We start from the raw sequence: 13,831 nt of genomic DNA on the forward strand, positions 1-13,831 counted from the left end.
GTATAGGCACAAAGCGCCGCGCGACCCAACGCCCTTCCGCGGGGCCGGCGGATTTCGCCGCTCGTGTGACCGAAGGGAGCGAAGCTGAAAGAGGGGCAGTCCCCGGGCGCGCGCGCCGAGACCGGGGACCAAGATCCTTCGGACGAAAAATCTGTCACGACGGGGGGCGTGGAAAATCTTCCTGCGAAGATTTTTCGGGCGCGGGAATCAGCCGCCGGTGTGGCTCATGTGGCGCGAGACGCGGCCGTCGACGCTCTGGCGCGAGTAGTCGAAATCGTGGCCCTTGGGCTTGCGTTCGATGGCGGCGCGGATCGCCTCTTCGAGCGGTGCATCGCTGCCAGGGTGGTTGCGCAGGGCGCTGCGCAGGTCGGCATTGTCTTCCTGGCCCAGGCACATGAAGAGCTCGCCGGTGCAGGTCAGGCGCACCCGGTTGCAGCTCTCGCAGAAATTATGCGTGAGCGGGGTGATGAAACCGATCTTCTGCCCGGTCTCCTCGAGCCGCACGTAGCGCGCCGGGCCGCCGGTGCTCTCGGGCAGGTCGGTGAGGGTGTACTGCTCGGCCAGCCGCGCCCGCAGGTCGGTCAGCTTCCAGTACTGGTCGAGCCGGTCCTCGTTGCCGATGTCGCCCATCGGCATGACCTCGATCCAGGTCATGTCCATGTCGCGTTCGGCGCACCATTCGGTCATCGAGAACAGCTCGTCCTCGTTGAAGCCCTTGAGCGCCACCGCGTTGAGCTTGACCCGCATCCCCGCCTCCTGCGCTGCGTCGATGCCGCGCAGCACCTGGGGCAGGCGGCCCCAGCGGGTGATCTCGGCGAACTTCTCCTCGTTCAGCGTGTCGGCGGAGATGTTCACCCGCCGCACGCCGGCCTCGTAGAGCGGCTTGGCGAATTTCTCGAGCTGCGAGCCGTTGGTGGTCAGCGTCAGCTCGCGCAGGGCACCGGAGTCGAGATGCCGAGTCATCGACTGGAAGAATTTCAGGATATCGCGCCGCACCAGCGGCTCGCCGCCGGTGATGCGTAGCTTCTCGACCCCCATGCCGATGAAGGCCGAGCACAGCCGGTCGAGCTCTTCCAGCGTCAGCAGCTCCTTCTTGGGCAGGAAGCTCATGTTCTCGGACATGCAGTAGACGCAGCGGAAGTCGCAGCGGTCGGTGACCGAGACCCGCAGATAGGAGATCGGGCGCGCGAAGGGATCGATGAGCTTTTCCATCCGCGAAACCTAGGCGCGATTGCGCCGCTCGGCAAGGACGGACGCGATTGTCAGCCCCGGATATTGGTCCTAGGCTGCCGGTATGAAAGCGTATTCCCTTCTCCCCGTCCTGCTCCTCGCCGCCTGTGGCCAGACCATGTCCCCGGCCCAGCAGGAAGAGCCCGTCGCCGCCGCCTCGACCGAGGCCGCCCGTCCCGAAGCGCGTCCCGCCGGCGGCATCGCCCCGCCCGTCGGGGCCCGCACCGAGGAAGAGTTCGACACCACCAGCGCCGAGGAGCGTGCCGCTGCGGCGGCGCCGTCTTCGGGTGGAGAGAGCCGTCTCGGCACAACCGTGGTCTCGCTTGGCGATCCCTCGAAGCCGGGCTTCTGGCTCGAGACGCCGCTGGTCAGCAGCGAGCGCGACGGCCGCGTGGTGTTTCCGGGTAGCGGCAAGTCGGCCCAGGTCACCCTGCGCCCCATCGACGGCCCTGCCACCGCCGGCAGCCGCATCTCGCTGGCCGCCATGCGGCTGATCGAGGCACCGCTGACCGATCTGCCCACGGTCGAGGTCTACGCCGGAGGCTGACCGCGCCTGCGGGGAGCAAGCCCCCGGCAGATTTCACGAATCCGCTTGGCAGCGAGAAGGCCATTGTCCATGCTGCCGGCACAGGGCCGGACCCCCGCGGAAGGGGCCGGCGCGAGACATGCCGATGGTCTTAGCCATTGGTCTTATATGCCCCCGACAGGCAACGTGTACTGTGGGGCCCGGAGAGGAAGGGAGGACCCCACCATGCACATGAGCGACACGCGCGAGATCAAGGCGCCCCGCGAGGTTGTCTGGGCCGCGATCCTGGACCCGGAGGTTCTCAAGCAATGCGTCCCGGGCTGCACCGAGATGACCGGCTCGCCGGAAGAGGGCTTCGAGGCCACCGTGGTGCAGAAGGTCGGCCCGGTGAAGGCGACCTTCAAGGGACAGGTTGCGCTGTCGAACCGCAACGAGCCCGAGAGCCTGACGCTGTCGGGCGAGGGCAAGGGCGGCGCGGCGGGCTTCGCCAAGGGCGGCGCCGACGTCACCCTGACCGACAAGGGCGATGGCATCACCGAGCTGCATTACGAGGTCGAAGCCAAGGTCGGCGGTAAGCTGGCACAGCTCGGCAGCCGCATCATCGACGGCTTCGCCAAGAAGATGGCGGACCAGTTCTTCACCAACCTTCAGGACGCGGTCGAAGGGCCGGCCGATCCCGATGCCGCACCGGAAGCCGAAGGCGAGGCCGCGGAAGAGGGCAAGAAGAAGGGCTGGTTCAAGCGAATGGTCTCGAACTGAGGCCGGTTGCCTGAAGCGCATTCGATACGACACCGCGGGCAGGCAAGGAGCCCGCGACCACCAAAGGACAACAGACAGGGACACCCAGGGAGGACTTGATGACCAAGGTGACGATGACGGTGAATGGCAAGGCCGTCTCGAAAGAGGTCTCGGGCAACACGCTCATGACCGAATTTCTGCGCGACGAACTGCACCTGACGGGCACCCACGTGGGCTGTGACACCAGCCAGTGCGGTGCCTGCGTGATTCACGTGGATGGCAAGAGCGTGAAGGCCTGCACGATGTTTGCAGCCGAGGCCGAAGGCGCTTCGGTGGCCACGATCGAGGGCATGGCGAATGCCGATGGCTCGCTGTCGGTGATCCAGCAGGCGTTCCAAGACCATCACGGCCTGCAATGCGGCTTCTGCACGCCGGGCATGGTGATGACCGCGGCAGCGCTCCTGAAGGAGAACCCCAAGCCCAGCGAGCACGAGGTGCGCGATTACCTCGAGGGCAATATCTGCCGCTGCACCGGCTACCACAACATCGTCAAGGCGATCCTGGCGGCGAGCGGGCAGGACGTGAGCGGTATCGCCGCCGAGTAAGTTAGCGAACGACCGGAAAGGCCGGATCGGCGGGTGGAGGACCCGCCGGGGCGCGGCGTCCGGCAGGGATTTGCCAAGGCGGGGGCTGCCCGCCACACCCAGGGAGGAGTTTTCATGCCCAAGGATCATGGCATCGGAGCCTCGCAGAAACGCCGCGAGGACGTGCGTTTCCTGACAGGCGCCGGTCAGTACACCGACGACATCAACACCTACGGCCAGACCTATTGCGTGTTCCTGCGCTCGGACGTGGCGCACGGGACCATCAACAGTCTCGATACGAGCGATGCCGAGGCGATGCCCGGCGTGGTGCGGATCTTCACCGGCAAGGATTTCGAGGGGATCGGCGGTCTGCCCTGCGGCTGGCAGGTGACCGACAAGCACGGCGAGCCGATGAAGGAGCCGGCCCACCCGGTGCTGGCCCAGGGCAAGGTGCGCCACGTGGGCGATCCCATCGCCGCGGTGGTGGCCGAGAGCCTCGAGGAGGCGCGCAACGCCGCCGAGGCCATCGTCTACGACATTGCCGAGCTTCCGGCGGTGGTCGACATGAAGGCCGCGCTTGAGGCCGGTGCCGCCAAGGTGCATGACGACCTGAGCGACAACCTCTGCTACGACTGGCAGTTCGGCTCCGACCAGGCGGCCATCGACGAGGCCTTCTCGAGCGCCGCGCATGTGACCACGCTGGAGCTGGTGAACAACCGCCTCGTGGCCAACCCGATGGAGCCGCGAGTCGCGCTGGGCGAGTACAACCGCGCCAATGACGAGAGCACGCTCTACACCACCTCGCAGAACCCGCACGTGATCCGGCTGCTGATGGGCGCCTTCGTGCTCGGCATCCCCGAGCACAAGCTGCGCGTGGTGGCCCCGGATGTGGGCGGCGGCTTCGGCACCAAGATCTTCCACTACGCCGAGGAGGCCTTCGTCACCTTCGCGTCGCGGCAGATCAACCGCCCCGTGAAGTGGACCTCGACCCGCTCCGAGGCGTTCATGTCCGATGCCCATGGCCGCGATCACGTGACCAAGATCGAGCTGGCGCTCGATGCCGACAACAACTTCATCGGCCTGCGCACCGACACGCTGGCCAACATGGGCGCCTATCTGTCGACCTTCTCTTCTTCGGTGCCGACCTGGCTGCACGGCACGCTGATGGCCGGCAACTACAAGACCCCGGCGATCCAGGTGAACGTGAAGGCGGTGTTTACCAACACCGTGCCGGTCGATGCCTATCGCGGCGCGGGCCGCCCGGAGGCGACCTTCCAGCTCGAGCGGCTTGTCGACAAGGCGGCGCGCGAGCTCGGCGTCGACCCGATCGCGCTGCGCCGTCAGAACTTCATCGACAGCTTCCCCTACGCGACCCCGGTAGCGGTGGAATACGACACCGGCGATTACACCGCGACCATGGACAAGCTCGAGGAGATGATCGACCGCGAGGGCTTTGCAGCCCGCCGCAAGGAGAGCGAGGCCAAGGGCAAGCTCCGCGGACTCGGCATCAACTGCTATATCGAGGCCTGCGGCATCGCGCCGTCGAACCTCGTGGGCCAGCTCGGGGCGCGCGCCGGTCTCTATGACGCCGCCACGGTGCGGGTGAACGCCACCGGGTCGATCTCGGTCATGGTGGGGGCGCATTCCCACGGTCAGGGCCACGAGACCGCCTTCCCGCAGGTGGTGGCCGAGATGCTTGGCATCGACGAGAGCATGATCGACATCGTGCATGGCGACAGCTCGAAGATCCCCTTCGGCATGGGCACCTACGGCTCGCGCAGCCTCGCGGTCTGTGGCTCGGCCATGGTCCGCGCCACCGAGAAGATCATCAACAAGGCCAAGAAGATCGCCGGCCATCTGCTCGAGGCATCCGATGCCGATATCGAGCTCAAGGACGGCCAGTTCACCGTCGCGGGCACCGACAAGTCGGTGGCCTGGGGCGATGTCACGCTGGCCGCCTACGTGCCGCACAACTACCCGCTCGAGGATATCGAGCCGGGGTTGGAGGAGACGGCCTTCTACGACCCGGCCAACTTCACCTATCCCTCGGGCGCCTATGCCTGCGAGCTCGAGCTCGATCCCGAGACCGGCCGCGTCACCATCGAGCGCTTTGCCGCCGCCGACGATTTCGGCAACGTGGTGAACCCGATGATCGTCGAGGGGCAGGTCCATGGCGGCCTGGCGCAGGGCATCGGGCAGGCGCTGCTCGAGAACTGCGTCTATGACGAGAACGGCCAGCTGCTCTCGGCTTCCTACATGGACTACGCCATGCCGCGCGCCGAGGACGTGCCGTTCTACATGGTCGACCATTCCTGCGCCACGCCCTGCACCCACAACCCGCTCGGGGTGAAGGGCTGCGGCGAGGCCGGCGCCATCGGCTCGCCGCCGGCGGTGGTCAACGCGGTGATCGATGCGCTGCATTCGGGCGGTTACACCCATGTCGAACACATCGACATGCCGGTTTCGCCGCACCGGGTGTGGAAAGCGATGCAGGGCTGAGCCTCTTACCGGCGGCATCGCTTGACGGCGCCGCCGGATCGTTGAGTATTTGGAACGTGAAGAAGGGCAGGGCGCTGCGCCCGGAGACCCTTCGACAGGAGGATTGAAGATGTACAGCTTCGAGATCGAAAGCCCGACCAGCGTCGCCGACGCGGTGGCCGCGCTGGGCAAGGAAGAGGCGCAGGCGCTGGGCGGCGGGCAGACGCTGATCCCCTCGCTGAAGGCGCGGCTCGCGGCGCCGTCGGTGCTGGTGAGCCTGAAGAATATCGACGAGATCAAGGGGGTCTCCGTCGATGGCGGCACGATCACCATCGGCGGCGGCACCACCCATGCCACGGTGGCGGCGGAGGTGGGCGGCGCCTACCCGGCGCTGGCCGATCTGGCGGTGAATATCGGCGACCCGGCGGTGCGCAACCGCGGCACCATCGGCGGCAGCCTCGCCAACAACGACCCCTCCGCCTGCTACCCGGCGGCGGCGCTGGCCTCGGGCGCGACCATCGTCACCAACACCCGCGAGATCGCGGCGGACGATTACTTCGAGGGCATGTTCACCACCGCGCTGGAAGAGGGCGAGATCGTCACCGCGGTCAGGTTCCCGGTGCCGGAGGCCGCGGCCTATATCAAGTTCGAGCAGCCCGCCTCGCGCTTCGCGCTGGTCGGCGTGTTCGTGGCGAAATACGCCGATGGCGTGCGCGTGGCGGTGACCGGCGCCTCCGAGGATGGCGTGTTCCGCTGGTCCGAGGCCGAGACGGCGCTCACGTCGAAGTTCAGCGCCGACGCGCTCGACGGGCTGTCGCTCTCGGGTGACGGCATGATCTCGGACCTGCACGGCTCCGGCGACTACCGCGCCCACCTGATCGCGGTGCTGACCAAGCGGGCGGTGAAGGCAGCCGCGTAAACCGCGATAAATTCAAGCGAATTGGCCCCCGGCATGCGCATGTCGGGGGTCTTTGCATCTTTAAGCGAAACAAGGCATGCCTATATGCGGGAGGACACGCAGCAGAAAGGCCGCACATGATCCCCGCATCCGTTCTCGATCTCTCGATGGTGCCCGAAGGCGGCACCGTCGCCGACGCGCTGAACAACACGCTCGATCTGGCGCGCCATGTGGAGCGGCTGGGCTATCACCGCTTCTGGCTGGCCGAGCATCACAACATGGTCGGCATCGCCTCGGCGGCGACCTCGGTGGTGATCGGGCAGGTGGCCGCCGCCACCAGCAAGATCCGCGTCGGCGCCGGCGGCATCATGCTGCCCAACCACTCGCCGCTGGTGATCGCCGAGCAGTTCGGCACCCTGGCCACGCTGTTCCCCGACCGCATCGACCTCGGGCTCGGGCGGGCGCCGGGCTCCGACCAGATCACCGCCATGGCGCTGCGCCGCAACCACACCTCGTCGGATCGCTTCCCCGAGGACGTGGTCGAGCTGATCGGCTTGTTTCAGGAGGCCAGCGAGGGCCAGCCGGTGCGCGCGGTGCCGGGCGAGGGCACCCATGTGCCCGTCTGGATCCTCGGCTCGTCGCTCTACGGCGCCCAGCTCGCGGCGCATCTCGGGCTTCCTTACGCCTTCGCCTCGCATTTCGCCCCCGACGCGCTGGATCAGGCGGTCGAGATCTACCGCGACCGCTTCCAGCCCGGCATCACCGACAGGCCGCGCTTCATGCTCGCTGCCAATGTCTGGGCGGCCGAGACCGAGGCCGAGGCGCTGCGGCTCAAGACCTCGCAGCAGCAGGCCTTCATCAACCTGCGCAGCGGCCGTCCCGGCAAGCTGCCGCACCCGGTCGACGACATCAATTCCGTTGCCGATCCACGCTACGTGGCGATGGTCGAGCAGGCGTTGAGCGTCAGCGCGACAGGCGACCGGGCGCAGGTGGCGGCGGGGCTCGAGCGGCTGATCGAGCGCTACCGGCCTGACGAGCTGATCCTGTCGAGCGCGATGCATGATCCGAAGGCGCGGCAGCTGAGCTATGCCATCGCGATGGACGCGTTGCAGGGGCTGGCGGCGCGGGCAGCGTAAAACCGCGCGCCCGTTCAGGCTCTGGAAAGGTCTTGTGGGTATTGGCTCTTGCAGGAGTTGCCTGAAGGAGCGCTGGGATGTGGTTTTCCCGCACGTCGAAGAACAAGGTCCAACACGAGGTAACGGGCGACGAGGCCATCTTGCAGATTGTCGAACGGACGCAGGCGGTGATCCATTTTGCCCCTGACGGCACGATCCTGCGCGCCAACGAGAATTTTCTGAACGCTCTGGGATATCCCGACGAGAGCGAGGTGATCGGCAAGCACCACAGCATCTTCGTGCAGAAGAAATACCGGGAGTCGGAGGCCTACGAGAAATTCTGGGAGGATCTGCGCGCCGGCAAGTTCTTCTCCGACGAATTTCCGCGCATCACCAAGGATGACAAGGTGATCTGGATCAGCGCCACCTATGCGCCGGTCTATGACGAGGCGGGCGAGGTGGTGCGGATCACCAAGATCGCCACCGAGATCACCGGCCAGCGCGAAGCGATCCGCGCCATTGCCGACGGGCTCGAGGCGCTGAGCGCGGGGGATCTGTCGCACCGGGTCAAGCTGACCGCGCAGGATCGCCTGCGCGAGCTTGCCGATGCCTTCAACGCCGCAGCCGAGCATATCTCCGGCCTGATCCGGCAGGTGCAGACCGTGTCGGGCGAGATCGACAGCACAGCCACCGAGATCGGTGACAATTCCGACGAGCTGTCGCAGCGCACCGAGACACAGGCGGCGACCCTGGAAGAGACCGCCGCCGCGGTCGAGGAGCTCAACGCCAACGCCAAGTCCGCCGCGGATTACGCCACCGAGGTCGGTCGCGAGGCGGAGGAGACCAAGAGCGCGGCCGAGGGCAGCAGCAAGGTGGTCGAGGACGTGACCGAGGCGATGAAACGGATCGAGACCTCGTCGGATTCGATCTCTCAGATCATCTCGGTGATCGACGACATCGCCTTCCAGACCAACCTTCTGGCGCTCAATGCCGGGGTCGAGGCGGCGCGGGCGGGCGAGGCCGGGCGCGGCTTCGCGGTGGTCGCCTCCGAGGTCCGAACCCTTGCGCAGCGTTCGGCGGAATCGGCGCAGGAGATCAAGGCGCTGATCAGCGAAAGCGGCATCCATGTGAAGGCCGGGGTCGAGCTGGTGGGCCGCGCCAGCGGCGAGCTGGGCAATATCTTCTCCGGGGTCGACCGGATTTCCGACCGTATCCGCGAGGTGGTCCACGGGCTCAACGAGCAGACCATGACGCTGGGCGAGATCAACACCGCAATCTCGCAGCTCGACACGGTGACCCAGCAGAACGCCGCGATGGTCAACCAGACCGCCAGCGCCATTCGCAGCTTGACGCAAAACAGCCGGACGCTGTCGGAAGGGGTGCGCGTCTTCCGGATCGCCGGTCTCGAGGCCGAGCCGATGCCGCAGCGCGCCGTGGAACCGAAGGTGGCCAATGCGGGCTGGTAGCGGCGCGTCGGCGCCGCACGGCGTCGCCCGATCCTTGCATTTGCAGTCCTGGGCTGGCGGGCCGCGCATTCTAAGCGTCTCAGCGAGCCGTTGAGCTCGTGGCTCCGGATCCGGAACAGGCGGGCGGGGACGGGGCCCGGAACTGGTTCTCGTGGGACAGCGGGCTTGCCGAAACCGAAGGCCGATGTGATACAGGATGCCTGCTCGCTGCGTCTTGACCGAAGCGCCTGAGGCAGAACTATCTGGTAGGCCCGGCAGGGATGCCAGAAATTTCGAAAAACCTTTTAAAAACAATGGTAGTGTGGACCACGGCATGAGAGAGTTGCCGCCATTGAGATCAATGGGTTAGCACCGAAGTGGACCACATTTTCGTTGGGATTTACCGCATCTCCGCGCGACGTTCGCCGCCTAACTTCGGCCCGAGGCGCGCATCTCGGATAACACAGAATGGGAGGCATGAGCTCGAAGCGGACCTGTGGCACCGCAGCGATCCGTACACCTACCAGGAAGCAGCATCCGTCGTTCCCGGCCCAGAGCCGACCTTCGTGCCTGGCGCGAGGCAAGTCTGGTTCCGGCCCTTTCCAGACGCCCGTCCCACCGTCATCCGCTGCGGCGCAGCTTCCCAAGAACGGCCATTCTCCGCGGTTGCGAAGCCGAGGCATGGGCTAAGTCATACTTCGCGGACATTGCCGCCGTTTGCGGGTGCAGCACGAGAGGCAGTAGAGACCATCGCATGATGGTGCTACTGGAGGAGAGCAGTCAGTGAGAATACAGCCTTGCCGTCGCAGCAAACACAGCAGAGCAGCCATTCATGCTGGCATGGTCCTGTCTTCATGTCTTCGACCGTTGCCCGTTTCCGCCACTTTGCGACGGCCTTGGGGTTAACCCCAGTTCTCGGCTCAGGTGCGCGAGCGAAGCATGCGATCGCTGTTTTGCTACTCGGACAGCCTGTGTTGTCGTGGCGCTTCCATGACGAACTTGTCCCACACGGCATCCTTCCAATCCAAAGATAGGATCGCACCATCAAACCGTGGGATCAAACACCTCGGGTGATCAGCCCCACCGGAGCGGTCCACTTTAAAAGTTGGTGTATGACCGGCCTTTGGTTCTTCGATTGATGGCAATGCGCTGCTCGGCTCGCCACCCGAGAAGCTCCCGGCCACAATTGACGCCTTCACGATATTCGGACCAGTCCCGTTGGGGCAATTCTGATCACTCGCACCCTCGCTTCTTCTCTCCTATAACCCTATAACGTCAATTGAGGGGCCGATTCGGGATTGGGATGTTGGAAGTCGACAAAAAACGCGAAGCAACAGCTTCAATTAGGGGGTATTTCTACCAGCTTGACGCAGCGTTGCTCGAAATCCTGAACGCGGGCCTAGACGAGATTGTTGTCGTAGAGGGCATTGAAGATTTCGACCGCTATACCGATGAAGGCGTGATTTACGGCCAAGTAAAATACTACGCGGAGCAGAACCTGACAGACTCGGTACTACGTGATCCGCTGCATAAGCTCTTTGTTCATTTCCATGGGCTCGAAGAAGCACAGCGGGCGGGCCGAAAATACCTTCTGTACGGGCACTTTTCAGAAGTTAAGATCGCAATTGGTGAGCTTTCCGTCGAGCGCTTCAAATCGGTGATGGAATACCGGAAGGAAGTGAAAGCTGCTGACGGCACGAAAACATATGAGAAAAAGTCGCTACTCGACGGTACGATAGCGCCTGACGATTTGATTGAGGCGTTCTGCAAAAGCTTCAGCATACAAATCTCGACGGAATTTTCTGAGCATCGCAACATTGTCATCGAAGCAATACGGAAAAACCAAGGCGTCTCAGCGTTTGAGGCCGAAGGCTTTCATTATCCAGCGGCCCTCGATTACATTGCGACACTAGCGACGAAAAAAGATCACAACGACCGCAAGACCACCCGTCGTGATCTGCAGGAACGGCTGAAAGGCTCCCAAGCTGTCCATAATCGTTGGCTTCTCCGAGAGAAGGAAGCAAGCGAATATGCGAAGCACATGAAACACCTCTATTTCTCGCCTACAAACGGTGCAGGAGTCGTCCGTGTTTTCTGCATCGAATGCGATGGGGCGACTGACGGCTCGGTCGTCTGCGACCAGCTCAGAGCAATTGGTAATAATTGGAGTTCTGCTAAAAAGCGCCGTATCCAGAATTCCGAGCGCTACGCGCCATTCATCCTGCTACGCGGCGCGGATGAAAAACTCATCTTGCAAGTGAAGAATGAGCTTTTTGATACTGGAACCGTTTTCGTAGATGGTTACCCATACCGCGGATCGCCCTTTCGCAACGATCACGTTCAGAGCCCGCAAACCGAATTCCACCAGATCGAAATTCGTTTTGTCGAAGACGTTGACCAGCTGCTGGAGGCTCTCAACGGAGTGGGACGGAAGTTGTGCCATATCTATGACTTCTTCCTTGAACGCCCAGCAGCCATGGCTATGCCGGGTCCAAAGAGTCGGATGTATTCGATCCCCGTCAGTAGCATCTCCACAATCACGAAAATTATCTGAGGACGAACAATGACTGAGGAAGTCGCCAATGCCGAGGTTGTCGCCGTTTATCCCAACAAAGTTCGAGTGGCCGTCGATGATCTCTTGAACTTCCAGGCGGCGGGTGAGTCTCTTCGCGTTGGGTCTTTTCTCAAGGTCTCGGACAATGACAACGTTTCTCTCATCTGCATCATCGAAAGCTTTTCAATCGAGATGAAAGAGGTGAAAGGCAACGGCAGCGGTGACTACAAGCGCGTCTATATGATTGATGCGTATCCTCTTGGAACCCTTAAAGGCGGAAAGTTCAATCGTGGTGGTGACGAACTCGCCATTCCGCCAAAGAAGGTCGTCCCGGCAGCGAAAGCGGAAATCGCAGCTATCTATGCAGACTGCTATGCCGCTGAAAACCGCTTTTGCTTTTCGTCACTCGCTAGGCAACGTGATATATTCGTGCCTGTTCATGGCGACAGGTTCTTCAATAAACATATTGCCGTCGTCGGTGCCTCGGGGTCGGGAAAATCGTCGAGTGTGACGTCAGTTCTGCAGAAGGCGGTATCTGCTAAAAGTGGCGAATACCAAGGTCTCAACAACTCTCATATCCTGATTTTCGATCTTCACTCCGAATATGCTGCGGCTTTTCCAAAGGCGAATATCATCACTGTCGATGACCTCTTTCTGCCATATTGGCTTCTCAACGAAGACGAGATGGAGGACATGTTCCTGGAGTCCGGGGACAACAACAACTACAATCAGGAGTCACTGCTTCGTTCCGTGGTGACTATTGCAAAGAAGATCAGCAATCCTGCAGTCGAGAAGGTCAACTTCGACAGTCCGCTTCGATATGACATTCAGCACGTAGCGAACGCTTTCCGTAATCTGACGCGCGAAACAAAGGATGCTGAGAACTCACTGCATATCATGTTTAAGGATGGCACGACCGAAACATTCAATGATGTTGAGGGGCAGCTGGAGCACTACTGCAAAGCTTTACGCGAGTTCGCTGCTCCTGTACGGAGCAAAATCAACAAGGGCTCCTACGCCGACGGCAGCATCGACAAGTTCGAGCGGCGGATTAGATCAAAAATATCGAACTCTCGGCTTGACTTTATATTCGGCGCGAAGGCCCAAGCTGCGACCTTGGAGCAGGTGCTTGAACAGTTTACCGGCTATAAGCCGGGAGGCGAGTCGAACGTAACAATCATCGACCTCAGTGGCATTCCCTTTGAACTGCTCAGCATTACTGTTTCGCTGATCTCTCGTCTTATGTTCGACTTTTGCTATTATGCCCGGCGCGTTGAAAGTAAAACTGATCAACCATTCCTGATGGTGTATGAGGAAGCACACAAGTACGCGCCAAAGAGTGGTCTCGCTCGCTATAAGGCTTCCCTGGCTGCCATCGAACGCATAGCCAAGGAAGGCCGAAAGTACGGCATCAGCCTTCTGATTTCGAGTCAACGACCGTCTGAAATATCAGAGACTATCTTTTCGCAATGCTCCAACTTCCTGGCAATGCGTCTTACCAATCCCGATGATCAAAGCTATGTCCGCCGACTACTGCCGGATACGCTTGGCACTTTGACCGAGGGCATGCCCGCGCTGGAGCAAGGGGAGGCGATTCTTATCGGTGACGCTGTCATCATGCCGTGCGTCGTATATGTGGAGAAATGCGACCCCGAACCGTCGTCCAGTGACGTGAAATATTTCACGCTTTGGAAAGCGGAGTGGAAGGAGATCGACTTCAAAACGCGTGCCGATAACTGGCGAGGGTGATGGGCGCTTATCAAGGATCACAGGTCTAGATTGTCGATATGGATAAATGATCTGAACCAAATGAAGCCGGTCTGCCCCACGGGCCGTGAACCCCAAACCCGCTAGACCGCCAACGATCAGGGCTTCTCATTCCGGGCGCGGATGCGGCAAAACTCCAACGTCGGCTTCAACCGGTCATTCAGAATGGCAAAGCGAAAGAAATATTCAACGTAATTTATGGATAAAGTCGCGTTGGAGGCGATCCGCGGGAAGCTGACGCTGGCCGAGCTGTCGCGCAAATACGACGTTCACCCGAGCATGATCAGCGGCTGGAGTGAGTGACCTGCTCCCCATAGAGTCCGCGTTTATGAGTTAGCTCTGTTCAGGGTTTGGTCCTCTACTGACCGTTGGTGATACTCCCACGGGGTGAGCCCGTCGAGGCTCGTGTGGGGGCGGTGATGGTTGTAGTCGTTGCGCCAGCCGGCGATCAACTCGTGGGCGTGGCGCAGATTGGCGAACAGGTGCTCGTTCAGGC

General features: G+C 62.2%; 11 protein-coding genes. 9 read left to right on the forward strand and 2 right to left on the reverse strand.

What is annotated here, in order from left to right:
• Positions 1–207: 207 nt before the first annotated feature.
• A complete protein-coding gene (gene moaA, locus KUV62_RS21625; protein WP_222605833.1) occupies positions 208–1,212 on the reverse strand; it encodes a GTP 3',8-cyclase MoaA in 1,005 nt (334 codons plus the stop codon).
• 82 nt (positions 1,213–1,294) lie between these two features.
• On the opposite strand from moaA, the gene KUV62_RS21630 reads away from it, so the two are divergent.
• The 9 genes from KUV62_RS21630 to KUV62_RS21670 all read left to right on the forward strand — a co-directional run bounded on the left by KUV62_RS21630 (position 1,295) and on the right by KUV62_RS21670 (position 13,317).
• The gene (locus KUV62_RS21630; RefSeq protein WP_222605834.1) at positions 1,295–1,777 is read left to right on the forward strand and encodes a hypothetical protein; all 483 of its coding nucleotides are present in this window, start codon (positions 1,295–1,297) and stop codon (positions 1,775–1,777) included.
• A 204-nt stretch (positions 1,778–1,981) separates the two neighbouring features.
• Entirely contained in the window at positions 1,982–2,515 is a 534-nt protein-coding gene (locus tag KUV62_RS21635; RefSeq protein ID WP_222605835.1) for a CoxG family protein, read from the forward strand.
• A 98-nt stretch (positions 2,516–2,613) separates the two neighbouring features.
• Complete coding sequence (locus KUV62_RS21640; RefSeq protein WP_222605836.1) at positions 2,614–3,099, forward strand: (2Fe-2S)-binding protein; 486 nt, start codon at positions 2,614–2,616, stop codon at positions 3,097–3,099.
• 114 nt (positions 3,100–3,213) lie between these two features.
• A complete protein-coding gene (locus KUV62_RS21645; protein WP_222605837.1) occupies positions 3,214–5,577 on the forward strand; it encodes a xanthine dehydrogenase family protein molybdopterin-binding subunit in 2,364 nt (787 codons plus the stop codon).
• A gap of 109 nt (positions 5,578–5,686) precedes the next feature.
• Positions 5,687–6,475, forward strand: a complete 789-nt coding sequence (locus KUV62_RS21650) for an FAD binding domain-containing protein (RefSeq protein WP_222605838.1) — start codon at positions 5,687–5,689, stop codon at positions 6,473–6,475.
• 116 nt (positions 6,476–6,591) lie between these two features.
• A complete protein-coding gene (locus tag KUV62_RS21655; RefSeq protein WP_222605839.1) occupies positions 6,592–7,590 on the forward strand; it encodes an LLM class flavin-dependent oxidoreductase in 999 nt (332 codons plus the stop codon).
• Positions 7,591–7,667: 77 nt separating this feature from the next.
• Positions 7,668–9,035: a methyl-accepting chemotaxis protein gene (locus KUV62_RS21660; protein ID WP_222605840.1), complete on the forward strand. Its 1,368-nt coding sequence runs from the start codon at positions 7,668–7,670 to the stop codon at positions 9,033–9,035.
• 1,285 nt (positions 9,036–10,320) lie between these two features.
• A complete protein-coding gene (locus KUV62_RS21665) occupies positions 10,321–11,568 on the forward strand; it encodes a DUF4297 family anti-phage-associated protein (RefSeq protein ID WP_222605841.1) in 1,248 nt (415 codons plus the stop codon).
• Positions 11,569–11,577: 9 nt separating this feature from the next.
• Positions 11,578–13,317, forward strand: a complete 1,740-nt coding sequence (locus KUV62_RS21670) for an ATP-binding protein (RefSeq protein WP_222605842.1) — start codon at positions 11,578–11,580, stop codon at positions 13,315–13,317.
• 344 nt (positions 13,318–13,661) lie between these two features.
• Here KUV62_RS21670 and KUV62_RS21675 read toward each other — a convergent pair.
• Positions 13,662–13,831, reverse strand: a 170-nt coding sequence (locus KUV62_RS21675) for an integrase core domain-containing protein (RefSeq protein WP_222602952.1), incomplete at its 5' end; no start/stop codon positions are given.

The organism is Salipiger bermudensis (assembly GCF_019801965.1).
In the GTDB taxonomy this organism is placed as follows: Bacteria; Pseudomonadota; Alphaproteobacteria; order Rhodobacterales; family Rhodobacteraceae; genus Salipiger; species Salipiger bermudensis_A.

Excerpts from the sequence above, each read along its gene's own strand:
- KUV62_RS21650 (WP_222605838.1), top strand. The coding sequence starts at position 5,687 with ATGTACAGCTTCGAGATCGAAAGCCCGACCAGCGTCGCCGACGCGGTG.
- moaA (WP_222605833.1), bottom strand. The coding sequence starts at position 1,212 with ATGGAAAAGCTCATCGATCCCTTCGCGCGCCCGATCTCCTATCTGCGG.
- KUV62_RS21630 (WP_222605834.1), top strand. The coding sequence starts at position 1,295 with ATGAAAGCGTATTCCCTTCTCCCCGTCCTGCTCCTCGCCGCCTGTGGC.
- KUV62_RS21670 (WP_222605842.1), top strand. The coding sequence starts at position 11,578 with ATGACTGAGGAAGTCGCCAATGCCGAGGTTGTCGCCGTTTATCCCAAC.
- KUV62_RS21645 (WP_222605837.1), top strand. The coding sequence starts at position 3,214 with ATGCCCAAGGATCATGGCATCGGAGCCTCGCAGAAACGCCGCGAGGAC.
- KUV62_RS21655 (WP_222605839.1), top strand. The coding sequence starts at position 6,592 with ATGATCCCCGCATCCGTTCTCGATCTCTCGATGGTGCCCGAAGGCGGC.
- KUV62_RS21635 (WP_222605835.1), top strand. The coding sequence starts at position 1,982 with ATGCACATGAGCGACACGCGCGAGATCAAGGCGCCCCGCGAGGTTGTC.
- KUV62_RS21660 (WP_222605840.1), top strand. The coding sequence starts at position 7,668 with ATGTGGTTTTCCCGCACGTCGAAGAACAAGGTCCAACACGAGGTAACG.
- KUV62_RS21640 (WP_222605836.1), top strand. The coding sequence starts at position 2,614 with ATGACCAAGGTGACGATGACGGTGAATGGCAAGGCCGTCTCGAAAGAG.